At 67.4% G+C, this 22,712-nt stretch carries 25 protein-coding genes; 5 read left to right on the top strand and 20 right to left on the bottom strand.

Annotated elements, in window-relative coordinates; translation table 11 throughout:
- Nucleotides 1-27: 27 nt before the first annotated feature.
- From QSV35_RS18855 to QSV35_RS18845, 3 genes are all read right to left on the bottom strand, one after another.
- Nucleotides 28-573: a MerR family transcriptional regulator gene (locus QSV35_RS18855; protein WP_286290501.1), complete on the bottom strand. Its 546-nt coding sequence runs from the start codon at nt 571-573 to the stop codon at nt 28-30.
- Nucleotides 574-672: 99 nt separating this feature from the next.
- A complete protein-coding gene (gene ftsR, locus QSV35_RS18850; protein WP_286290500.1) occupies nt 673-1,371 on the bottom strand; it encodes a transcriptional regulator FtsR in 699 nt (232 codons plus the stop codon).
- A complete protein-coding gene (locus tag QSV35_RS18845) occupies nt 1,371-1,865 on the bottom strand; it encodes an FHA domain-containing protein (protein ID WP_286290498.1) in 495 nt (164 codons plus the stop codon). Before QSV35_RS18845 ends, ftsR begins: the two co-directional genes overlap by 1 nt.
- A gap of 182 nt (nt 1,866-2,047) precedes the next feature.
- Here QSV35_RS18845 and QSV35_RS18840 point away from each other — a divergent pair, with 182 nt between their 5' ends.
- Nucleotides 2,048-2,401 (top strand): hypothetical protein, encoded by a 354-nt coding sequence (locus tag QSV35_RS18840; protein WP_286290497.1) that lies wholly within the window; start codon nt 2,048-2,050, stop codon nt 2,399-2,401.
- A gap of 25 nt (nt 2,402-2,426) precedes the next feature.
- Here the strand turns inward: QSV35_RS18840 and QSV35_RS18835 are convergent, their stop codons facing one another.
- Nucleotides 2,427-2,834, bottom strand: a complete 408-nt coding sequence (locus QSV35_RS18835) for a four-helix bundle copper-binding protein (RefSeq protein WP_286290494.1) — start codon at nt 2,832-2,834, stop codon at nt 2,427-2,429.
- A gap of 102 nt (nt 2,835-2,936) precedes the next feature.
- On the opposite strand from QSV35_RS18835, the gene QSV35_RS18830 reads away from it, so the two are divergent.
- The gene (locus tag QSV35_RS18830; protein WP_286290493.1) at nt 2,937-3,575 is read left to right on the top strand and encodes a copper resistance CopC family protein; all 639 of its coding nucleotides are present in this window, start codon (nt 2,937-2,939) and stop codon (nt 3,573-3,575) included.
- Between the two features lie 10 nt (nt 3,576-3,585).
- Nucleotides 3,586-4,983, top strand: a complete 1,398-nt coding sequence (gene lpdA, locus QSV35_RS18825) for a dihydrolipoyl dehydrogenase (protein ID WP_286290492.1) — start codon at nt 3,586-3,588, stop codon at nt 4,981-4,983.
- A 161-nt stretch (nt 4,984-5,144) separates the two neighbouring features.
- Here the strand turns inward: lpdA and QSV35_RS18820 are convergent, their stop codons facing one another.
- Entirely contained in the window at nt 5,145-5,759 is a 615-nt protein-coding gene (locus QSV35_RS18820; protein ID WP_286290482.1) for a CYTH domain-containing protein, read from the bottom strand.
- The gene (locus tag QSV35_RS18815; protein ID WP_286290480.1) at nt 5,752-5,979 is read right to left on the bottom strand and encodes a response regulator; all 228 of its coding nucleotides are present in this window, start codon (nt 5,977-5,979) and stop codon (nt 5,752-5,754) included. Before QSV35_RS18815 ends, QSV35_RS18820 begins: the two co-directional genes overlap by 8 nt.
- Before the next feature lie 96 nt (nt 5,980-6,075).
- Between QSV35_RS18815 and glgP the strand changes: the two genes are divergently transcribed.
- Nucleotides 6,076-8,631: an alpha-glucan family phosphorylase gene (glgP, locus tag QSV35_RS18810; protein WP_286290479.1), complete on the top strand. Its 2,556-nt coding sequence runs from the start codon at nt 6,076-6,078 to the stop codon at nt 8,629-8,631.
- Nucleotides 8,632-8,778: 147 nt separating this feature from the next.
- Here the strand turns inward: glgP and QSV35_RS18805 are convergent, their stop codons facing one another.
- Nucleotides 8,779-9,090, bottom strand: coding sequence for a YciI family protein (locus QSV35_RS18805; RefSeq protein WP_286290478.1), 312 nt, complete (start codon nt 9,088-9,090; stop codon nt 8,779-8,781).
- 134 nt (nt 9,091-9,224) lie between these two features.
- On the opposite strand from QSV35_RS18805, the gene QSV35_RS18800 reads away from it, so the two are divergent.
- On the top strand, nt 9,225-10,892 hold the full coding sequence (locus QSV35_RS18800) for a GspE/PulE family protein (RefSeq protein ID WP_286290476.1): 1,668 nt from the start codon (nt 9,225-9,227) through the stop codon (nt 10,890-10,892).
- A 48-nt stretch (nt 10,893-10,940) separates the two neighbouring features.
- On the opposite strand, the gene QSV35_RS18795 is transcribed toward QSV35_RS18800, so the two are convergent.
- The 13 genes from QSV35_RS18795 to QSV35_RS18735 all read right to left on the bottom strand — a co-directional run.
- On the bottom strand, nt 10,941-12,632 hold the full coding sequence (locus QSV35_RS18795; protein ID WP_286290474.1) for an MFS transporter: 1,692 nt from the start codon (nt 12,630-12,632) through the stop codon (nt 10,941-10,943).
- A 147-nt stretch (nt 12,633-12,779) separates the two neighbouring features.
- Nucleotides 12,780-14,018 carry a type II secretion system F family protein gene (locus tag QSV35_RS18790; RefSeq protein ID WP_286290473.1) on the bottom strand — a complete coding sequence of 413 codons (1,239 nt, stop codon included), beginning with the start codon at nt 14,016-14,018 and terminating at the stop codon, nt 12,780-12,782.
- Between the two features lies 1 nt (nt 14,019).
- Nucleotides 14,020-15,156 (bottom strand): type IV pilus twitching motility protein PilT, encoded by a 1,137-nt coding sequence (locus QSV35_RS18785; RefSeq protein ID WP_286290472.1) that lies wholly within the window; start codon nt 15,154-15,156, stop codon nt 14,020-14,022.
- Nucleotides 15,153-15,896 carry a hypothetical protein gene (locus QSV35_RS18780; protein WP_286290471.1) on the bottom strand — a complete coding sequence of 248 codons (744 nt, stop codon included), beginning with the start codon at nt 15,894-15,896 and terminating at the stop codon, nt 15,153-15,155. Before QSV35_RS18780 ends, QSV35_RS18785 begins: the two co-directional genes overlap by 4 nt.
- Nucleotides 15,896-16,546, bottom strand: coding sequence for a hypothetical protein (locus QSV35_RS18775; RefSeq protein WP_286290470.1), 651 nt, complete (start codon nt 16,544-16,546; stop codon nt 15,896-15,898). The genes QSV35_RS18780 and QSV35_RS18775 overlap by 1 nt, the downstream gene beginning before the upstream one ends.
- Complete coding sequence (gene pilM, locus QSV35_RS18770) at nt 16,546-17,691, bottom strand: type IV pilus biogenesis protein PilM (RefSeq protein ID WP_286290469.1); 1,146 nt, start codon at nt 17,689-17,691, stop codon at nt 16,546-16,548. Before pilM ends, QSV35_RS18775 begins: the two co-directional genes overlap by 1 nt.
- Before the next feature lie 70 nt (nt 17,692-17,761).
- Nucleotides 17,762-18,619, bottom strand: a complete 858-nt coding sequence (locus QSV35_RS18765) for a prepilin peptidase (RefSeq protein WP_286290468.1) — start codon at nt 18,617-18,619, stop codon at nt 17,762-17,764.
- On the bottom strand, nt 18,619-20,232 hold the full coding sequence (locus QSV35_RS18760) for a hypothetical protein (protein WP_286290467.1): 1,614 nt from the start codon (nt 20,230-20,232) through the stop codon (nt 18,619-18,621). Before QSV35_RS18760 ends, QSV35_RS18765 begins: the two co-directional genes overlap by 1 nt.
- On the bottom strand, nt 20,229-20,768 hold the full coding sequence (locus QSV35_RS18755; RefSeq protein ID WP_286290466.1) for a prepilin-type N-terminal cleavage/methylation domain-containing protein: 540 nt from the start codon (nt 20,766-20,768) through the stop codon (nt 20,229-20,231). The genes QSV35_RS18760 and QSV35_RS18755 overlap by 4 nt, the downstream gene beginning before the upstream one ends.
- Nucleotides 20,765-21,163, bottom strand: a complete 399-nt coding sequence (locus QSV35_RS18750) for a type IV pilus modification PilV family protein (RefSeq protein ID WP_286290465.1) — start codon at nt 21,161-21,163, stop codon at nt 20,765-20,767. Before QSV35_RS18750 ends, QSV35_RS18755 begins: the two co-directional genes overlap by 4 nt.
- A gap of 81 nt (nt 21,164-21,244) precedes the next feature.
- The gene (locus QSV35_RS18745; RefSeq protein ID WP_286290464.1) at nt 21,245-21,664 is read right to left on the bottom strand and encodes a prepilin-type N-terminal cleavage/methylation domain-containing protein; all 420 of its coding nucleotides are present in this window, start codon (nt 21,662-21,664) and stop codon (nt 21,245-21,247) included.
- Nucleotides 21,665-21,893: 229 nt separating this feature from the next.
- Entirely contained in the window at nt 21,894-22,253 is a 360-nt protein-coding gene (locus QSV35_RS18740; RefSeq protein WP_286290463.1) for a prepilin-type N-terminal cleavage/methylation domain-containing protein, read from the bottom strand.
- A 104-nt stretch (nt 22,254-22,357) separates the two neighbouring features.
- On the bottom strand, nt 22,358-22,712 hold a 355-nt coding region (locus tag QSV35_RS18735; RefSeq protein WP_286290462.1), incomplete at its 5' end, for a prepilin-type N-terminal cleavage/methylation domain-containing protein.

Below are 22,712 nucleotides of genomic sequence, written 5' to 3'. Positions count from 1 at the left end.
TTCGCCGGAAGCTTCTTCGTCCGTGGATCAGGCGGTGCGCTGGGCGCGGCGCTGGGCGAGCTCGTCGACCGCGTCGAGCACCTGCGGGTCGAACTCGACGAGGCTCGTCTCGACCTCGCGCAGGACCTTGCCGACGGCGATGCCGAAGACGCCCTGGCCGCGGCTGACGAGATCGATGACCTCGTCGTTGGACGTGCAGAGATAGACCGACGCCCCGTCGCTCATGAGCGTCGTGCCGGTGAGATCGCGGATGCCGGCGGCGCGCAGCTGATCGACCGCGGTGCGGATCTGCTGCAAGGAGATGCCGGTGTCGAGGAGTCGCTTGACGAGCTTCAGCACGAGGATGTCGCGGAAGCCGTAGAGGCGCTGGGACCCGGACCCGTTCGCTCCGCGCACCGTGGGCTCGACGAGTTCGGTGCGCGCCCAGTAGTCGAGCTGGCGGTAGGTGATGCCCGCCGCGCGAGCGGCTTCCGCACCCCGATAGCCCACAGTGGAGTCCATCAACGGCAGGCCGTCGGTGAAGAGAAGATCGTCGACGAACTGCGGTTCGCCCGATGCGTCACCAGCACTCATTCCGCGCTCCTCCCCCCACTGGATTCGACCCTTTCAACGGTAGAGGAGCGATGCCCCTCCGACAACGACCCCGCACCTCGGCGTGTCGGCCTGGACGGCTCAGCCGAGCATGCGATCGACGGCTGCGCGCACGAAGATCGAGCGCAGCTCGTCGAGCCGATTCGACAGCTCGGGCGCCAGTTCACTGGCCTTCGCGCGGGATGCGGCGTCGGTGCGCCGCAGCAGCGGCGCGAGCGCCGATGCCACCAGCGCCGCCTGTCGTTCTGCGGACTGCACGAGTGTGCGCACGTGGCGGGGCTCGATGCTGTGCCGATCGAGCGCGACGAGCGTGCGCAGCGTCGCGAGGTGCTGGTCGTCGTAGGTCTCGGCGGCCGGAAGCACGCCCGTGCTCACGGCGTCGTTGAGCAGCTGCGGCGTCGCTCCGGACGCGGACAGCAGCTCCTCCCGGCGATAGCGCCGCGGTGCCGGCACGATCGACGGCGGCGTCAGTGGCGCAGGCTCGCGCCCTGCGTCGAGGTCGTCCAGGTACTCGCGGATGACGACGAGCGGGAGATAGTGGTCGCGCTGAAGAGTCAGCGCGAGACGGAGGCGCTCGACATCCTCGTGCGTGAACTTGCGGTACCCCGACTCCGTGCGCCGGGGCGTCACGATCCCCTGCACCTCGAGGAAGCGCAGCTTGCTGCTGGTCAGTTTCGGGAATTCAGGTCCGAGCCGTGCGAGCACCTGGCCGATGCTCAGAAGTGCGGCGCGTCCGCCGGCTGCCGCCCCCCCGCGACCGCCTGACTGCAACGCGGACATCAGGAGCTCGGTGCCTGCTGGAGGTCTGCGGGCGACACGAAGAAGTTCAGGCGGAACTTGCCGATGCGGACCTCGGCGCCGTTGACGAGGGCCGAGCGATCGACGCGCTCGCCGTTGACGTAGGTGCCGTTGAGCGAACGCTGGTCGACGATCTCGAAGGATGTCCCCTCGCGGGTGACCTCGGCATGTCGCCGCGACACCGTGACGTCGTCGAAGAAGATGTCGGCCTCGGGATGACGACCCACGGTCGTGACGTCGGCATCGAGCAGGTAGCGCGCTCCGGCGGTCGGTCCCGACCGCACGATGAGGAGCGCGGAGCCGCTCGGCAGCGCTTCGATGGCCGCGAGCTCGGCCTCTGTCAGGTCGGAGCCGAACGGGACGAACGACAGGTCGGACTCGTGCCCGAATGTCTGCGTCGTGTCGTTGAGCGGACCCGGCCCGCTGTCGGCCGACCGCCGGATTCCTCCGGGGTCCGTCTGGCGGTTCTCGTCCACGTCGCCCTCCCTCTCCTTCAGACTATCGGATCGCCTCAGCGGCGGAAGCCGCACGTGACCCGCATCCATCGCCTGCCACCCATCGTGGCGGAGTGTTTCGGCCTGTGTCGCTCGACGTGACCCGGCCGGCCCCCCGCCCTAGCCTGGTGTGAGTAAACGACCCTAGTGAAAAGGAGCGATCCGTGTCCACCTCGCGCAGCCCCATCCCGCCCCTCGAGGTGCGTGAGCGTGCTGCGTGCATGTGCGACCACGGATCGACCTGCTCGTCGTTCGACCCCGGACACGCCGTGCACCTGATCCAGGCGCGTCTCGCATCGGCCACGCCGTCCGAGTGGGTGGACGCGGTCGTCGAGGCCGTAGACCCGGAGGCGGGCACTCTCGTGCTGCGCACCATCGCCGACGCCGCCCCCATCCTCGTGTGGAACGGAGCCGGCGCGGCACGCGAACTGACGCCCGGGGCGCCGGTCGCACTGCACGGGCGCTACCACGTGCTCGCGGACGGGCGCCGCCGGTTCAACGTCCTGCGCGACATCTGACCCGCAGACGTGTGAATGGCGACCCTCAGGCCGCCATCATCATCGAGTTCTTGACCGCCATGCAGGCATCCATGCACGCCTGGCAGGCCTGAGCGCACATCTTGCAGACCGCGCTCATGTCGGCGTGCTCCATGCACTCGTCCATGCACGTCTGACACATCGCCATGCAGGCGTCGAGCATCGCCATCATGCTCGCCGGGGTCATGCCCTGCATCCGCATCATCGCGCGCATCATGGTGTTGCACATGTCGGCGCAGTTCATGCAGGCGGGCGAACACCCGTCCATGAGCTGCACGGCGCACACCGTGCACGCCTGCTCGCACGCCGAACACGCGTCCATGCAGGCCTGCATGAGGACCATGTCCATGTCTGCGTCCATGCCCGGCATCGACATCATGTCCTGCGACATCATGCCCATCATCATCGCGTCCATGCCCCCTCCGTTCTCTCGGGCAGCAGGAGGGCGCTCCCGCCGCATGCCGCCCATGGTAGGCGCGTGTCCGCGCGGGCGGAAGGGTCGGATTACGCTCGGACGGTGCGATCAGGGAGAGCTCGTCGGATGCGGCTGGCCGCGGCATCCGTCGCGCTCGCCGTGCTTGCCGTGCTGGGGGCGGCGGCGCCCGCATCCGCGCACGCCGATCTCGTCTCCACGGACCCCGCAGCGGGAGCTTCGCTCGCGACCCTCCCGGAGAAGATCACCCTCACCTTCACGGAAGCGCCCCTTCCCGGCGACGGCATCACGTTCGTGCAGGTGACGGATGCCGCGGGCGGCTCCCTGACCGTGGGAAAGCCGCATGTCGAGGGAACGGTCGTCACGCAACAGCTCACCGGGACCGCGGCAGGACCCGTCGACGTGCTCTACAAGGTGGTGACCCCTGACGGGCATCCGACGAGTGGCGAGTTCCATTTCACGGTCGCCGGAACCGCCCCGACACCGACACCCACGCCGACTCCGACTCCGACAGCGACCACGCCGGCGGAGGATGCCGCGGCACCGCCTGCGTGGGAGCCGACTCCCCCGCCCACCGCATCCGGCGTCGGAGACGTCATCCCGCTCCTCGTGATCCTGACTGCGCTGTTCGCTGCGCTCGTCGGAGCGGTCGTCGTCCTGCTGCGCGCACTGCGCTCTCGGAGGCCCGACGCCCGCCGCTCGGAGCCGGATTCCGACCGATAGGCTAGATGGTATGCCTCACTACGACGTCGTCATCCTTGGCGCGGGCCCCGGCGGATACGTCGCGGCCGTGCGCAGCGCACAGCTCGGCCTCTCCGTCGCGATCATCGAAGAGAAGTACTGGGGCGGTGTGTGCCTCAACGTCGGATGCATCCCCTCGAAGGCGCTCCTGAAGAACGCCGACCTTGCCCACACGTTCCACGCGAAGGCCGACCTCTTCGGCATCTCGGGCGACGTGCACTTCGACTTCGGCGTCGCCTTCGACCGCAGCCGCACGGTCGCTGCGACCCACGTCAAGGGCATCCACTTTCTGATGAAGAAGAACAAGGTCACGGAGTACGACGGCCGCGGCACGTTCGTCGACGCCCACACGATCGACGTCGCGCTGAACGGCGGCGGGTCCGAGCGCGTCACCTTCAACAACGCCATCATCGCCACGGGCTCGACGGTGCGCCTCCTGCCGGGCGTCCAGCTCAGCGAGAACGTCGTGACCTTCGAGGAGCAGATCCTCACGCGCGAGCTGCCCGGGTCGATCGTCATCGTGGGCGCCGGCGCCATCGGCATGGAGTTCGCGTACGTGCTCAGCAACTACGGCGTGAAGTGCACGATCATCGAGTTCCTCCCCCGCGCCCTCCCCAACGAGGACGAGGAGGTCTCGAAGGAGATCACGCGCCAGTACAAGAAGCTCGGCGTCGAGATCCTCACCTCGACGAAGGTCGAGTCGGTCACCGACCACGGCGATCGCGTGTCGGTGACGTACACCGCTCAGGACGGCACCGCCGGCCAGATCGACGCCGACAAGGTCCTCATGTCGATCGGCTTCGCGCCGAACGTCACCGGCTTCGGCCTGGAGAACACGGGCGTCACGGTCACCGAGCGCGGCGCGATCGACATCGACGACCACATGCGCACGAACGTCGAGGGCATCTACGCGATCGGCGACGTCACCGCGAAGCTGCAGCTCGCCCACGTCGCCGAGGCACAGGCCGTCGTGGCCGCGGAGACCATCGGCGGAGCCGAGACCATGACGCTCGGCGACTACCGCATGATGCCGCGCGCGACCTTCTGCAACCCGCAGGTCGCGTCGTTCGGCCTCACCGAGCAGCAGGCGATCGACGCCGGCTACGACGTCAAGGTCGCGAAGTTCCCGTTCTCCGCGAACGGCAAGGCCAACGGCCTCGGCGAGCCGGTGGGCTTCGTGAAGGTCATCGCCGACGGCGAGCACCTCGAGCTCCTCGGCGCCCACATGATCGGCCCGGACGTCTCGGAGCTGCTGCCCGAGCTCACGCTTGCGCAGAAGTGGGACCTCACGGCCCTCGAGGCCGCGCGCAACGTGCACACGCACCCGACGCTGTCGGAGGCGCTGCAGGAGGCGTTCCACGGTCTTTCGGGACACATGATCAACCTCTAAGCTCTCGCTTGTCGCTCGACGCCGCCCCGACCGAAGCCGGGGGCGGCGTCGAGTCGTTAACGCGGGCTCGCGTCTCGATCTGCGCGCCTCCCCGACGTCAGCGACTCCCGACGACACGCGACGCGACGCGGCCCGCGTCGGCGGGAGTCGCTGATGTCGCGTCAGGCTGACAGGACGCGCTGGAGCTTCGAACCGGATGTCGCGGGTCGCCCGCCTGCGGCCGCGACGAGCTCGTCGGCCGCGGCGAAGAACGCCGCGACGTCCTCGGGGGCCGCGGGGCCGAGCTCGACCTCCCACTCGCGCCACGAGTCCTCGGCGCCGGTGCGCTCGGCGCGGCCGGTCACGCGGTCGTCGACGACCTCTGCGACCAGGGCGCCGGATGCGTCGAGCAGGGCGTAGGCCGTGCGGGCGTTGCGGATGCGGGCCAGCGGCAGGAACGGCGGGGCGGCGTACGGGGCGAGTGCCTGCACGAGCGCATCAGGCACGACGATCTCATCGCTCGGCGCATCCAGCGGCCAGTGCCATTCGTGGCGGCCGTCCGCGGCCGAGGTCTTCACGTGCCAGCCCTCGTCGGGGCCGCCGGTGCGACGGCGCAGCGCGATCGCCGACCGCGCGAGCGCCAGGTCGGCCGTGTCGAAGTAGGTCGCGTCCAGTGGCCGCAGCTCCGGCGCGCCGACCGCCGTCACGCGGGGCAGCCGCATCCAGTCCGGCAGGACCGTGTCGGCCTCGACGTCGTACTTGCGCTCGACCTCTACCGAATGGGTCGGCTCACTCATCCCGGCCGTCGGGATCGGGATTGATGTCCTCCGTGGCCTCGTCGAACACGAAGCGCGCCTCCGTCGGACCGTCGTGGTCGCCCGTGTTGGCGTCGGAGCCGGCGCGCCGGTAGATCAGCTGCCCCTCGCCGTAGGGGACGATGAGCGAGTCCGAGACACCGGGCTCGAGCGGGATGATCTGTCCGTCGAGCGGTCCCCCGGAAAGTCGTGCGATGGCCATCTCTACCTCCTGGCGTCAGCCTAGTGCCGCACCCGTCACTGGGCGTGGAGGACTCGACGGGTGCAAGCGCTTCCACTCTTCCCCTAGACTCGCCGTGTGAAGGCCATCCGCACGTTCACCATCCGTCCCGTCCTCGCAGAGTCGCTCGCGCCGCTCGACGCACTGGCAGCGAACTTCCGCTGGTCGTGGTCGCGCACACCGCGCGACCTGTTCGCCTCGATGGACCCGGAGCTGTGGTCGCGCATCGGGGAGAACCCGGTCAGGATGCTGGGGGCCATCGGCCAGCAGCGCCTCGACGAGCTCGCCGCGGACCCCGAGTTCGTCGCGCGCGTGCAGGCCGAGGCGGAGAGTCTGCGCGGCTATCTGACCGGCGACCGCTGGTTCCAGCAGCTCGAGGGCGACAAGCCGGCGCACATCGCGTACTTCTCCCCCGAGTTCGGCGTCGACGGCTCGCTCCCCCAGTATTCGGGCGGGCTCGGCATCCTCGCCGGCGATCACCTGAAGAGTGCGAGCGACCTGGGCGTGCCGCTCACGGGTGTCGGCCTGTTCTACCGTTCGGGCTACTTCCGTCAGTCGATCGGCGACGACGGCTGGCAGCGCGAGAGCTACCCGCTGCTCGATCCGTACGGCCTCGGCCTCACGCTCCTGCGCGACCACGACGGCGCGCCCGTCGAGATCACCCTCGACCTGCCCGGTGACCGCCGGCTGTCGGCGCGCATCTGGATCGCCGACATCGGTCGCGTTCCGCTGCTGCTGCTGGATGCCGAGACCCCGTCGAACACCGACGAGATGCGCCGCGTCACCGACCGGCTCTACGGCGGCGGCGGCGAGCACCGTCTGCTGCAGGAGCTCCTCCTCGGCGTCGGCGGCGTCCGGGCCGTGCGCGCGTTCTCGGCTCTGACCGGGCGCCCGCAGCCCGACGTCTTCCACACCAACGAGGGGCATGCGGGGTTCCAGGGCCTCGAGCGGATGGCGGAGTTCTCGACGCAGAACGGTCTGAGCTTCGACGAGGCGCTCGCGCAGGTGCGCGCATCCACCGTCTTCACCACCCACACCCCCGTGCCGGCCGGCATCGACCGGTTCCCGCGCGATCTCATCGAGAGCTTCCTCGCGAGCAGCCTGTTCACCGGCATCGACCCGGCGCGCGCGCTGTCGCTCGGCCTCGAGGACTACCCGGGCGGCGACCAGGGCGTCTTCAACATGGCGGTTCTGGGCCTGCATCTCGGCCAGCACGCCAACGGCGTCTCGCTCCTGCACGGCAAGGTCAGCCGCGGGATGTTCGGTCAGCTGTGGCCGGGGGTCGACACCGATGAGGTGCCGATCGGCTCGATCACGAACGGTGTGCACGCCCCGACGTGGGTGCACGCTCGCCTCAAGGCTCTGAGCGAAGAGCGGTTCGGCGACTCCCACACGGCCACCCACGACTGGACCGACGCGTCGCGCGTCTCCGACGCCGAGCTGTGGGGCGTCCGCCAGGAGATGAAGGCGGAGCTCGTCGCCGAGGCGCGGCGGAGGGTCGCCGCATCCACCGGCGACGCCGTCACCCCCGCCTGGATGTCGGACCTCCTCGACCCGGATGTGCTGACCATCGGATTCGCGCGCCGCGTGCCGACGTACAAGCGCCTCACCCTGATGCTACGCGACCCCGAGCGTCTCACGCGCCTGCTCACCGACCCCGAGCGACCCGTGCAGATCGTGATCGGCGGGAAGTCGCATCCCGCCGACGATTCCGGGAAGATCCTCATCCAGCAGCTCGTGCGCTTCAGCCGTGACCCGAAGGTGCGCGGCCGGATCGTCTTCCTGCCGGATTACGACATCACGCTCGCGAAGACGCTCTACCCGGGCTGCGACGTGTGGCTCAACAACCCGCTGCGTCCGCTCGAGGCGTGCGGCACGTCCGGGATGAAGGCCGCGCTCAACGGCGCCCTCAACCTCTCGATCCTCGACGGCTGGTGGGACGAGTGGTTCGACGGCCGCAACGGCTGGGCGATCCCGACGGCGGACACCGCCGCGAGCGACGAGGAGCGGGATGACGTCGAGGCGGCCGCGCTCTACGACCTCATCGAGCATCAGCTCGCCCCGGCGTTCTACGACCGGGAGGCGGGGATCCCCACCGGCTGGCTCGGGATGGTGCGCCACACGATGACCGAGCTCGGCAAGAAGGCGACGAGCGACCGGATGGTGCGCGACTACGTTCAGTCGCTGTACGTTCCGGCGGCGGCCCATGACGCGGCACTCCGCGCGGACGGCTTCGCGCAGGCGCGAGAGCTCGCCGCCTTCATCGCCCGGGTGCGGACCGCGTGGCCGGCCGTGCGTGTGGCCAACGTGGATGGCACCGGCATCCCGCAGCAGGCGCAGGCCGGCGACGTGCTCGAGGTGCACGCGAGCGTCGCGCTCGACGGCCTCTCCCCGGATGACGTCGCCGTGGAGCTCGTCTACGGGCGGATCGACGAGGACGACGACCTCGGCGCCGACCGCCGCATGGCGCGCCTCGAGGCCACGGGCCCCGCCGGCCCCGACGGACTGACGATCTTCTCCCGCCGCCAGGCGCTCGATATCACCGGTTCATTCGGCTACACGGTCCGGGTCGTGCCGGCGCATCCGCAACTCGTCTCCGACGTCGAGCTCGGACTCATCGCCTTCGCGTCCTGACGCGTCCGCCCGAAACAGGAGCTTCGGCGAATACAGGATCATCCGCGCCGGATCGACCTGTTCCGGCGAATGCTCCTGTTCCGGGGGCAGGGAAGGTCGTCGACAACAGGAAGGCCGGATCCCACGGGACCCGGCCTTCCTCCGTTTCTACATCCCGGGCGGGGGCACCGCCTCGTAGACGTCGATGACGCCGCCCATGGCGCGGTGTGGGTGACTCGTCAGGAGCACCTCGACGGCCTCGGGCGACTCGGCCTCGATGAGCGAATATCCGCCCACCCAGTCGTCGGCGCCGTCGGAGACGGCCTTGGTCGGGTTGCCGAAGTCGGTGAGGGCGTCACCGGCGTTCGCGGCCCAGTCCATCCAGGCCTTGTTCATGGCGGCGCCCTCCTCGGGCGTCGGTTCGGGCATCGCTGCGACGGCAGCGGGGTCGGCCTTGTACAGCAGCAGATAGGTGGTCATGCGCACATTGTCGCCCCGCGCGGACCCGCGCGGAAGAGCCCTGCGAAAGTCTTCCGAATGGGGATTCCCGGTGCGGTTCGCGGACCCGCTTCCGCGCCCGCCCATAGGATGGCACCCTGGGGAATGGGGATTCCATGCGTGGACTTGCACAGACGCTCGTGCTGACGGGGGCGGTTCGCGCCGCTGACATGTCGGCGGCGCTGGCCGAGGTGGGCGACGGGCCGGAACTGGCGCGGGCGATCGTGGCCGGCGGCCTTGCGACGGATGCGCAGGTCGCCGAGGCGGTGGCGCTCAACACGGGTCACAGGTACGTCGACATCGGTCTGCTGACGATCACGCCGGATGTCATCGGCCTCGTGCCCGGGACGCTGTGCCGGAAGTACCAGATGCTGCCGATCGAGCGCTCGGGCGACCAGTTGAAGGTCGCGATGCTCGATCCGACCGACATCATCGCGATCGACGACGTCGCGTCGATCACCGACCTCAGGATCAATCCGGTCGTGGCGGCTGCCGACGCCCTGGCGCAGGCGTTCGAGCGGTATCTCCGCAGCGACGACGAGCTGAGCGACCTGTCGGAGCAGATCGGCGAGTCGGCCGCGGCATCCACCGTCGTGTTCACCGAGAGTCTCGAGGAAGGGGATGCCGACGCGCCCATCGTGCGCTTCGTGAACCTCCTCATCACGCAGGCGATCAACGACCGCGCGAGCGACATCCACATCGAGCCGGGTGAGCGCTACCTCACGGTGCGGTTCCGCATCGACGGCGTGCTGCACGAGATGCAGCGGGCCGACCGGGCCATCCAGGACGGCATCATCTCGCGCCTGAAGATCATGTCGGCGATCGACATCGCCGAGCGCCGGCGCCCGCAGGACGGCCGCCTCTCGGTCACGCACGAGGGTCGCCAGGTCGACCTCCGCGTCGCGACGCTGCCGACGGTGTGGGGCGAGAAGATCGTCATGCGCATCCTGGACAACTCCGGCCAGGCCATGTCGATGGGCGATCTGAAGTTCTCCCAGCACAACGAGTCGCTGTTCCGCGCGGCGATCGGCCGCCCGCACGGGATGGTGCTGGTCACCGGGCCCACCGGGTCCGGCAAGTCGACGACGCTGTACACGGCGCTGCGCACGGTCGCGAACCCGCGGATCAACGTCATCACCGTCGAAGACCCGGTCGAGTACCGGATCCCGGGCATCAACCAGGTGCAGGTCAACAACCGCGCGGGGCTCACCTTCGCCACCGCACTGCGGTCGATCCTGCGGTCCGACCCCGACGTCGTGCTCGTGGGCGAGATCCGCGACCAGGAGACCGCGGTCATCTCGATCGAGGCGGCGCTCACCGGGCACCTCGTGCTCTCCACGCTGCACACGAACGACGCCCCTTCCGCACTCACGCGTCTCACCGAGATCGGGACCGAGCCGTTCCTCGTCGCGACGGCGCTCTCGGCGGTCATCGCCCAGCGCCTCGCCCGGCGTCTGTGCACCCGCTGCCGCGAGCCGCTCAGCGAGACGCCGGACGTGCTGATGGGGCTCGGGATGCCTGCCGACCTCATCGAGGGACATCAGCTGTTCCGCGCCGTCGGGTGCAACTCGTGCTCCGGAACCGGGTACCGCGGACGCCTCGCGCTCCACGAGGTGATGCCGCTGACGGACGAGGTCGAGCAGCTCATCGTCGGCCGGGCGACCGGCACCGAGATGCGCGAGCTCGCGCTCGCTCAGGGCATGATCGCCCTCCGCGACGACGGCTGGTCGAAGGCCGCACAAGGCCTCACGACGATCGAAGAGGTGCTGCGCGTCTCGGTGTGAGGCGCTCGGTGTGAGGCGTTCAGTGTGAGGCGTTCGGTGTGAGCCGCTTCACTCCCCCGCGACGCCCGCGACCGGCGGTGCCATCACCGACGTCCGCGCGGTCCGCACACCGGCACGGTCGAGCATCGACGGCGACGGCGTGGCGGCCTCGAGCGCCTCGCTGAAGTCGGTGCCGGGGATGTGGAGCATCTCGCACTCGGTGGCCGTGGTGACCGTCGCGGAGCGCACGGTGCCGTTCAGGAGCCCGAGCTCCCCGACGTAGCCGGGCGCTTCGACATCGGGGAGCTCCACGGAGACGCCGTCGTCGCGGACGGCGCTGATCGCGAGGGTCCCGTCGGTGAGGATCCACAGCGCGTCGGACGGGTCGCCCTGACGGATGATCGTCTCGCCCGCGGGAACGGTGCGCTCCTCCGCATCCTCGGCGAGGTGCTCGAGGAGGCTCCGCGGAGCACCGGCGAACAGGTCGAGGCGTTCGAGGATGCGGGTGACCGGCTCCAGGCGCGCGGCCTTCTGCGCCATGTCGCGGTCGAGCCGGCGCAGCACCGGCAGTCCGAACAGACCCAGCAGGGGGAAGCCGAGGCCGATGACGCCGAGCGCCCAGGCGATCCCGAACTGGGCGAGCAGCCAGCTGCCCATGATGGAGGCGAGTACGGCACTCGCGAGGATCAGCACGTCGACCGTGCCGAGCACGCGCCCGAGCACGTCGCGCGGCAGGTCGCGCTGGAGGGTGGTGAACGCGAGGACGTCGACGATCACCATCCCGACTCCGCTGATCAGCTGCAGCAGCATCGCGTTCGGGACGGTGCCCACGAACACGCTGAGCCACAGCGGAACGCACTGGAGGAACAGCGCGCCGATGATGAGCAGCGTCAGGCGTCTCGATCCGGTGAGCCGCTGGGCGAGCGCCGCGACGACGACGCTTCCGAGGGCGTTGGAAGCGAGGAGCAGAGCGTAGCCGGTCGTACCCCCGCCGAGGTGCTGCGCGAGCGACGGCATGAGCACGTTCGCCGCGTTCGCCGCGGCGGAGTCGAGCACGAGGAACATCGTGAGCACGAGCGCCTTGCGATGGTGCCCGAGCGCCGACACTCCCGAGATCCACTGGGTGAGAGCGCCGCCGCCCGCCTCCGCACTGCCGCGCGAGCGCACCCGCAGCGCGCGATACAGGAGCGCCGCGACCAGGTAGCTCACGGTGTTGATCAGCACGCCGTACACGGGTTCGCCGGTGAGGAGCAGGAGAGCTCCGATGCCGGGGCCGAGGACCACGATCACGCTCTCGAGCAGCGCGAACAGAGCGTTCGCCGCCACGAGATCGGACTCCGGAACGGACTCCGGAATGAGGGCGCCGGATGCCGGTCGCACCGGCGAGCACACGGCGGTCAGAACCGCGACGCTGATCAGCAGCGCCCACAGCGGGGCGTTGAACGCCACGACCGCGGCGATCCCGAGCGTGACGACGGCGGCGAGGCTCGCGCTGACCATGAGGACCGATCGCCGGTCGTACCGGTCGGCGAGGACGCCCGCATATCCGCCGCACAGCATCCCGACGACCCACCGCACGGTGACGAGCGCGGTGATCCAGCCCGCCGAATGCGTGCGCTCGAAGACGTAGGAGATGAGCACGACGTTGTACGCCCACGTCGCGCCGCCGTCGGCGATGAAGGCGAGCGCGAGGATGCGGAGGTCGTGATGCTTCAGAGCGTCGACGAAACGCGGTTTCGCAGCGCGCCCGGGTCCGGCCATGCTCGAATGATCGCGCCGCGCGCGGGTGTGCGGCATCCGTGATCTCACGGATCTTTCCGGTGACCCCGGATGGGTCGGCCCCTGCCTCGCGAGGGTGCACTCGTTGGAAACCAGTACACCCTCGCGAGTGAAGGTGGGACCGATGCTTTAGTGTTGCTTGGCGAGGTCGCCGTACAGGGTGAAGATCGGCAGGTAGAGCGAGATGACCATCGAGCCGATGACGACGCCCAGGAGCACAATCAGGATCGGCTCGAGCGTCGAGGAGAGCTGCTCGGTGGCGGTCGCGACCTCGTCCTCATAGAACTCGGCGATGCTGGCGAGCATGTCGGACAGCGTGCCCGACTCCTCCCCGACCGCGACCATCTGCGGGACCATCGGCGGAAAGACCTGTGCGTTCGCGAGCGGCACAGAGAACGACTTGCCGGCACGGATCGAGTCCTGGATGTCGCGCACCGCCTGCTCGATCTTCCAGTTGTTCGACGCCTGCCCGACGATCGACAGCGCCTGGATGATCGGCACACCCGCCGACAGCATCATCGAGAGGTTCCGGGTGAACCGGGCGACGGCCATCTTCGTCGTGAGCGGCCCGAAGATCCAGAGCTTCAGTTTGATCGGGTCCCACACCCTCCGGAACGAATCGGTGTGACGGTTGCGCATGTACCACGTCCACGCGACCAAAACCACGATCACGATGAGCGGCAGGATCCAGTACATGTTGTGTGAGATGTTTACGAGGATCTGTGTGGGCAGAGGCAATGACGAGCCGAGGCCCTTGAACATGTTCTCGAACACCGGCACGACGAAGGTCACCATCACGAGCACGCCGATGATCGCGATGATGAGCACGATGATCGGGTAGGTGACTGCGGCGCGGACCTTGTTGTGGAGCTCCGCCTCCTTCTGGTAGTTCTCGGCAATGGAGACGAGCGCGGCCCCGAGGAAGCCACCGGTCTCGCCGACGCGCACGATCGAGATCATGAGCGGCGGGAAGATCTTCGGATGCTGCGCCAGTGCGGCGGAGAAGGATGAGCCGCCCTCGACGGATCCGGCGACCGCGATGATCGCCGGCTGCAGCTTCTTGTCGCGCGTCTGCTCGGCCAGGATGTTCAGCGTCCGCATGAGCGGCAGTCCGGCGTTGATGAGCGCCGCCATCTGCCGCGAGAAGATCGCGAGGTTCTTCGAGCTCACCGTTCCGCTGAGACTCGGGATGTTGATCTGCGTGTGGAGCCCGGTCGTCGACTTGGCAGTGATGTTGAGGGGCATGAGCCCCTGGGCCTTCAGCTTCGCGACGACGGATGCCTCGCTCGAAGCCTCGAGCGTTCCCTTGACGGCCGCTCCACTCACGGAGTCGACCGCGTGATAGGTGAACTCCTGGACGACGGCCATCTCACACCCCCCAGACCGGGACTTGTCGTTCGCCGTGCTCCGCCCAGCCCTCGGCATCCACTTCCTGCGCCTGCACGTAGACGCCCTCGAGGCTCTTCGGGTCCTGAGCGAAGGCACGCGCGACCTGGATCGCGATCTCTCCGTCCTGCACGAGGCGTTTGAGGTCCTGGTCGAGCGTGTGCATCCCGAGCTGCGTGCCGGCCTGCATCGACGTCACGAGCTGGGCGACGTGCCCCTCGCGGATGAGGTTCGCGACCGCGGGCGTGTTGATGAGCACCTCGGTCGCGATCGTGCGACCTTCGCGCTGGGACATCGGCAGCAGCGTCTGGCTGATAACGCCCTGGAGCGTGTCGCCGAGCTGCGTGCGGATCTGCGCCTGCTGATCGTGCGGGAACACGTCGACGATGCGGTTGATCGATTTCGCCGCGCCCTGCGTGTGCAGCGTGGAGAGGACGAGGTGTCCGGTCTCCGCCGCGGACAGTGCCGCAGAGATCGACTCCGGGTCGCGCAGCTCGCCGATGAGGATGACGTCGGGGTCCTGGCGCAGCACGCGGCGCAGCGCTTCGGAGAAGGAGGCGGTGTCGACACCGATCTCGCGCTGGTGGATGAGCGACATCGCGCTCGCGTGGTGGAACTCGATCGGGTCCTCGATCGTGATGATGTGCGCCGGCCGCGTGCGGTTGATGATGTCCACCATCGACGTGAGCGTCGTCGACTTGCCGGAGCCCGTGGGGCCGGTGAGGAGGACTAGTCCGCGCGGCTTCAGCGCGAGGTCGCGGCAGATCTCGGGGGCGCCGAGTTCCTCAAGCGTGTAGACGCGCTCCGGGATGAATCGCAGGGCCGCGGCGATCGACCCCTCCTGCCGGAACGCGTTGACCCGGAACCGCGCGAGTCCCGGAGCGTTGTAGGCGAGGTCCACCTCGCCGTGCCGGTCGAAGGCGGCGCGTTGCGGCTCGGTCAGGAGGCCGAACAGCGACTCCGCAAGCCACTCGGTTGTGATGGTGTCCTCGAACCCCGGGATGGGCATGAGGTCGCCATCGACGCGCATCAGCGGCGGCCGGTTCGCTGTCAGGTGCACGTCGGAGGCCCGCCGTCGGCCCGCGGCCGCCAGCATCCGGTTGAGCTCGGTGTCGATCACTTCGTTGCTCCCGTCGCGATCGGCGCTCCGTCGACGAAGGTCAGCGCGTTGACGGATGCTTGAGCACTTCCATTGTTCTGCGCGACGACACTCGAGACGTTGGAGAGAAGACGCGGACCCTCGCGCAGCGCATCGAGAAACGCGGTGATCTGATCCAGATTCACGGCCGTCACGGTGATCGTGAAACCGATCTGAGTGCGCGTCGTCGACGGGGCCGGAGCGGCAGGCTGGGCAGTGGTGCCTGCCGCAGCGCCTGTGGCAGCGTTCTCCTGTGCCGTCTGGGCGTTCGACTGGTCGCGATCGTTCTGCGCCTGTCCGACGATGCCACTCGCCGTCGCACTCGGCGATGGCGCCGGCACGGGTGCGGGCTGTCCGTTGGCCTGCGCTCCGACCGGCGGGACGAACGCCGCAGGAGTACCTGCGGCGATGCTGGTGATCGTCACGCCGCTGGACTGCGCTGCCCGCCCCACGAGTGCGAACACATCATCGAGATGCGGCACTGCCGGGATCTGGGCACGTAGCTCGGCGACAGCCGCATCCGTCTCGGCCTTGTTCTCCTTCGCCTTCGTCAGCGCGTCGACCTGCGCCTGATAGAGCTTGTTCGTCTGGTCCACCTGATCCGCCGACGCCAATGTTCCGAGCGCCTGAGTGGCGAGAGGCATCGCGACGAGAAAGATCCCGAGCGCGAGGACGGCGACGGCGACGAGGATGCCGATGAGATTGATGAGCTGCTTCGGCATCACTTGGCCGCCTTCACCGCGTACTGACCGGAGTAGATGGTCTGGTTGAACGTCACCGTCAGCTGGTACTGGTAGTCGCCGCCCTTGGTCGCTCCTCCGGTCACCGACTTGCCGTCGGCGTAGATCACGGTAGGGATCGCACGGATCGCGCGGATGGTCGCGGCCATGTCGAGGGGCGTGGCGCTCGCGACGGTGTAGGTCCCGCTGAGGCCTACCGCGGTCTTCGGGTCGGCGCCGGGTACCGGATCACCCCCGGATACCACGTTGAAGCCCGTCAGGCTGGTACCGGGCGGGAGTGCGCCCGCGATGGCTCCGACGACAGGAGACCAGGCGAAGTCGGCGCCCATCGCCTCAGCGCGGAATTGAGTCAGTTCCCTCTGTGTGGCCAGTGCGCTGTTGATGTCGGACAGACCTGCCAGCTCGGTCAGCAGGGTATTGGTCTGCGCCTGAGCCGAGGCGAGACGGATGTTTGCGACCAGGGTGAACGCGTATGCAGCCGCGATGACGACGCACGTCAGGACGACTGCGCCGAGCACGCCCCAGACCCATTTGCGGGTCAGCGATTCGCGCTCCCGTCGCTCGATCTCCGATCGCGGCATGAGATTGACTCGGGGCGCCCCCGCGAATACGAGGTCAGGCTGGCGGGCCATCAGCGGTCCTCTCCGAGTGCGATGCCGACGGTGGAAACGAGGTTGAGCGCGAGTTCACCGGCCGGCACCGCCCCGCGGATCTGTGCAATAGCGTCAACACCGACGGCATGGATCGGGATGTCAATCGCTGCCGCGAGGGCGCCGGCCATCCCCGGGACCGCTGCTCCCGCCCCGCTGATGATCACACCCGCAAGCGGCAGTGCGCCGTCGCGCCCGGAATAGAAGGCGAGAGTCGAGCGCACCCGTGCGACGACGTCGTTGATCGACGGGTCAGGTCCGGTGCCCCGTGCCTGCCCGCGGGTGCGCGGAAGGATGCCGCTGGTCGACATCGGCACGGTAGGCACTTCACCAGTCGCCGCGCCCGTAGCCTGCGGATCCCCCGCCGGCGCCATCGCGAACATGGCCTCGAGCTCGTCTCCATTGCCGGTGCCCGAGCCTGTCGAGGGGCCGTTCGCGGGAGGCGCCGGCATCGGCACCTGCTGTCCCCGCGCTGCAGCAGCCGCTCGCGTGGCGGCCGCCGTCGGCACGTCGACGGGGATGAGGCGCACGAAGTACGGTACCCCGCCCCGCGCCACGACGACCTGGGTCGTGTGGTCGCCGATATGAACCATCGCGACGGCAGCCCCGGCGTTGGCGATGACGGCCGAAGCGCGGGCGAGACCGAACGCCGTGAGATCGACGCCGACGACTCGCAGCTTGGCGCGCCCCAGCGTAGAGATGATCTGCTCGATCGTCTCGGAGACCGCCGCGACGAGGAGCCCGTTGACCTGATCGCCTTCCTGTCCGAGCGGGTAGAAGTCGAGCACCGCCTGGCTGACGGGTACCGGCAGCAGATCCTGCACCTGATATGGCAGAGCCTGCTTCAGCAAGTCTGGACGCATCGCCTGCGTCGAGTACTCGCGGACGAGGATGCGGCGACTGGCGACGCCCAGCGTGACGTCGCGGGCTTTGATTCCGGCGCCCGACCACAGTTGGCGTACGGCGACCGCGACGGCACCCTGGTCGATCACCTCGGAATCACGCGCGGTCTCCGGGGGCAACGGGACCTCCCCGAAGGCGGTGACGATGGGCTTGCGCCCGTGGACGACCTCGACAGCGCGCACGCTCTCTTCGGTGATCTCTATGCCTACGGCTGTCTTGGCCATCGGCCCTCCCCCAAAGGTCTTGGTCTTGTTTCCCAGTAAACGTTCGGTCCTCGAGCTTGTCGAGGGGTTGCTATGTCCCGGAGAGCATTGCGACATACCAATTCGCTAGCGGCTGTCCGAAGAAGATGCCCACCCAGGCGCCGGCGAGCATCCACGGCCCGAACGGGATGGCCGTCTTCCGCCCCGCTCTGCGGAACAGGATCAGAGCGATCCCGAAGAGCCCGCCAAGGACGAACGCGGCGAACGCCCCCACGATGAGCGCTCCCCAGCCGAGCCAGCCGAGGTAGATCCCGACGACACCCGCGAGCTTCACGTCTCCCCCGCCCATGCCGCCGGGACGGATGAGGCGCAGGAGGAAGTAGAACGCGTACAGCACGGCCATGCCGATCGCCGCGCGGATCAATGCGGCCCAGTCGTTGGTGAGCGTCGCCGCTGCGGCGAACAGGATTCCGGCGACGAGGTAGCTCGGCAAGACGATCTGGTTCGGCAGCCGGTGCGTATCGAGATCGATGACCGTGAGCACGATCGAGATCGCCGCGAAATACAGGAACGCGACGAGCACGAGCCAGAATGCAGCGCCGGTGATGTCGGTCGTTGAGCGAGCGAACCGAGTCGAAAGGTCGTAACCCGATGCTCCCAGGGCAACCCACGCGATCAACGCGAACGCGAACCCGGTCACCAGCTCGACCGCCGGATATCTCGGCGAGATCGCCTCGCCGCACTCGGCGCATTTCCCGCGCAACGCGAGCCACGACAGGACCGGGACGTTCTGCCATGCCCGGATCGAGGCACCGCACTTCGGGCATCGGCTTGCCGGCACGATCGACATCCCCGCCGGAACCCGGTACGCGACGACGTTGAGGAACGAACCGATGACGAGTCCGAGGAGTCCGGCGAAGGCAACGATGAAGATGGCGAAGGGCGCCACTACTGCTCCATCTGCGAGGACAGGCTGGGAGGATGCACGGTGGTCTGGATCGTGCCGTTGTTCCCGTTCAACACCGCGTCCTTGATGTAGCAGCCGAGGTTGATGAGCGGCGTCCACGCCATCGGCTGGCACGTGAAGTTCGGCTGCACCCAGTGGTTCGGACTCGTTTCGTTATCGGCGGCGTAGAACTGCCCGCTGAACATGACCTGATTCTGGTTCAAGTTGTTACCCAAGCCGCAGGGTGTATAGAACATCAAGTACGGCGCGACAGTCAGATTGTTGCTCTGGTTGTACGTGTCGACGGGCTGCGTCGGGCTCGGACCGCAGTTCGGCCCCGCAAGTGTCGGGTTTGCATCGGCATGGATGAAGAAGAGTTGCGGTACGGGCGACCCGCTCGAAACGTTGCCCGTGACGTTGACATTCATGATGGCGGAGGCGGGCACGAGGAAGACCGCAGAGGCTGTCACCACGCCACCTCCCATCGTGATCGTCACGTTTGTCGGGCAGTTCGAATAGTCGAACCCGAACCGGGTGTTGCCTCCAGTGGGAGGCGTCTGCAAGTCACTAGACACGTTATAACTGCAGTTTCCGGCGGCGATCGTCTTCCACTGGACGTTCGTCCCCCACTGGCTCTTGTCGAAGCCGATATCGAGCCAGTTGGTCATTGCATAGACGTCGTCGAGGCTCGGGTTGAATGCGTTGGCAGATGGTGACGGCGTGACGTTCTGGGTCGGTGTCGGACTTGTCGAATTCTGTGTTGTGACCACACCCCCGGCCGAGACATTGCCGTGGATCGTCGTGTTCTTGAGATCGATGTTGGTCGAGGACAGGACATCCTTCCACACCACGGAGTTGCTGGCGTCCACGCTGATCCCGCTAGGCGGGCCCGATGGGCCGCCGAATGCCGTGCAGTTCTGGCAGGCGAGCGTGCCTGTCGTCGCGTCGGTCTGCGTCCCGATCACTGTCTGCGATCCTGTGATCCGGATCGCATCGCGGGCATAGATATTCCCGTTCACGTTGCACTTCGCGCTGATGTCGACCCCACCACGGGGAACCCACAGGTCCCCTGTGATCGTCGACTGAGACGTACACGTGTAATTGCCATCGCGGATGACGACATCGCCCTTATAGGTCGACTGGGTGAGCTTGAAAGTGCCCGAGAAGTACGCGAGCGATCCGCCCGGCTGTTGATCCGTCGTCACCAACCGCTGATACTGCGACACGACGGTCGTCTGATCGCCGCCCGGCCCAACGCCGGTCGACGTGATCTGGATGGTCGCGGTCGCGGACGAGCTGAGACAGTTGTCGGTCAAGTGCGCGGCATCCGACCCGAAAAGGGCGGAGACGTTCTTGTACACCGGGGTAGACGAGTCGGAAATGGACTTCGTGCACCCGTTCGCCATGACTGCGGCAAGCATGGCGTCGCGGCCGGACTCGGCAGCCACGAAGGCTTCGGTCTGACTCTTGTTGGTTTGATTCGCCTTGAGGGTGAACAGCAGGCTCGCTCCGATCAGGGAGGCGATGACGAATCCGACCAGCATCACAACGACGACCATGACGAGCGCGACCCCGGACTCCGGATCTTCGTCGTGTTCGTGGCGCAGGAATCTCATGACCAGCATCCTCCCCCCGCCCCAGGGGACGTCCTCAGTGAAACCGTCCCGGTGATCGTTACCGGCGCAGCGGCAGTGGGGATGCTGAACGCATACACGACGGTACGGCCGTTCAGCGTGAAGAACGTCGCCGGTGCAGGTGCGGGGGATGTCGGCAGCGCGACGTTCGTCGCCCACGCCGAGGGCGAAGAAAGCGTCGAACCGGATGTTCCCTGCGCAACGTAGAGGCCCCCGCTGCCATCAACCCAGAAGACCTGGCACTGCCGCGAGTCGGTGTACGGCGTGCGGACCCACAGCCTCGAACCGCCGTCGGTCAGCTGCGCGGCGACTCCGTTGCGAACCGCGCGCTCGATGGTCTGTCCGACGAGCTGCCCCTTGTTCGTCGCCTGTGTCGTCGTCGTGACGTCGTTCTGCGCGCGCCACGAGTTGACGAAGATCAACGCGATCACAGAGCCCATGATGCCGAGCAGGACGACGACGACGATCAGCTCGACGAGTGAGAGTCCGTCGTCGTCTGGTGCCTTGTTCGTGGTCATGGCAGATAGATCTTCGCAGTCACTGTGGCCAGCCCTGAGCCGTTGCTGTCCTTCGCATTGAGCGTCAGGACCACGGCTTGCTGATGGGTAGAAGTCGTACACGACGGCAGGGGGCCGGTGATGGAAAAAGTCCGGCCGCGGCCGTCAGTTGCCGTGGTCCCGGGGTTCGCCGCCGCCTGGAGATCCGCACATGCGACCGAAGTATTGTTCCGCAGCTGCTCGATCCTCGCGTTGAGAGCGCGGGTCGCGGTAGCGGCCGAAGACTGTTCGGACGAATAGCGGATGCCACTGTACAGCGACGGCAGGATCGCCACAGCGATCAGCGCGAGCAGAAAGAACGCGATGATCACTTCTATGAGGCTGAATCCCTCATCGTCGGGCTTTCGCACCAGCATCCGGCTCCCCAGCTACGGATTGGAATGGGCGGGAATCCAGTCTAACGGGACTCCCGCCCATCGACGTGGCTAACGGCTGTCCTAGGGGCAGCCGGGCCCCGCATGCGCCGGCGACCCACTCGTATACGTGGAGCCGCTGGCGGCCCACGCGTAGACGCAAACGTTGCTCACATCAGTGCTCGACGCCTGCATCTGTACCGTGATGCCATTCGAACCAGCCGAAGATGCAGCCGTGCTCGGGTCCACCGTGGTCGCCCCAGAGACATTGGTACCGGCAAACGCGGCCGCAGCGGCCGTCGCACCGTTCGCGGCCGCAGCCTTGACCGCGTTGTCTGCCGCCTGCTTCTGGATGTTCATGAAGATCGGAATCGCAATCGCAACCAGAATGCCGATGATCACAACCACGATGATGAGCTCGATCAGCGAGAAGCCCTCCACGCCCGTCTCTTCCTTCTTCCGCCGCTTCGCAGCATCGATGTAATTGCTTACAGTCACGCGCATGCGCTTACTCCCCAGGTATTGTGAAATTACTGCTCCGATTCGACAGCAGGCATCCGTATTGACTGAGCCAATTTGAGTACCCACTCCCCAGAGTGAGAACGTCGTCGTCACCACAGTGATGCCGACATATCCCCACCCGCGAGTGTCCGCCTGCCAGCATTCCGCGTCAACAGTCTGTGGTTATCAGTTTGCTGTGCATCCGTTCATCACCCACGTTCAATCGACAGTCTCACGGACACCCAGGGCCAGCAGTGGCGATCTTTGCATAGCCCTTAGCGGTTACGCAGAGGTCGGTGGCGTTGGTCCCGGACGTCAGGTCGACAGAAATACTGTCGCGGCCTGCACTTTTGGCGGCGGCCGAAGGATCTGTAGGAGCTGAAGACCCCTGAGCGAACGAGGCTGCTGCGGCGGCTGCACCATTCGCGGCGGCGGCCTTGACAGCGTTCGTCTGCGCGTTTGACTCGACGTTCATGAAGATCGGCATAGCGATGGCGACGAGAATACCAATTATCACAACCACAACGATCAACTCGATCAATGAGAAGCCGTCCTGCGATTTGTCCGAATCTGCTCCCTCGGACCGCCCCATTGTTACTCGCATATGAACCGCTCCAACCCCGTGCAGTTGTCACAGTCCGGTGGAATCGGTCTTGCAGACCCCACCGGACTGGTGCACCTCGGCCGATCTCGGGATTACGGGCAGCCCGGACCAGTGTGGAAAGTCGAGCCGCTTGTGTAGGTGGAGCCGCTGGCGGCCCACGCATCCACGCAAACGTTGCTCACATTGGTGCTCGACGCCCGCATCTGTACCGTGATGCCATTCGAACCAGCCGAAGATGCAGCCGTGCTCGGGTCCACCGTGGTCGCCCCAGAGACATTGGTACCGGCAAACGCGGCCGCAGCGGCCGTCGCACCGTTCGCGGCCGCAGCCTTGACCGCGTTGTCTGCCGCCTGCTTCTGGATGTTCATGAAGATCGGAATCGCAATCGCAACCAGAATGCCGATGATCACAACCACGATGATGAGCTCGATCAGCGAGAAGCCCTCC

The organism is Microbacterium candidum (genome assembly GCF_030315975.1).
Lineage (GTDB): Bacteria > Actinomycetota > Actinomycetes > Actinomycetales > Microbacteriaceae > Microbacterium > Microbacterium candidum.
This window is presented reverse-complemented; position numbering and strand designations above follow the sequence as displayed.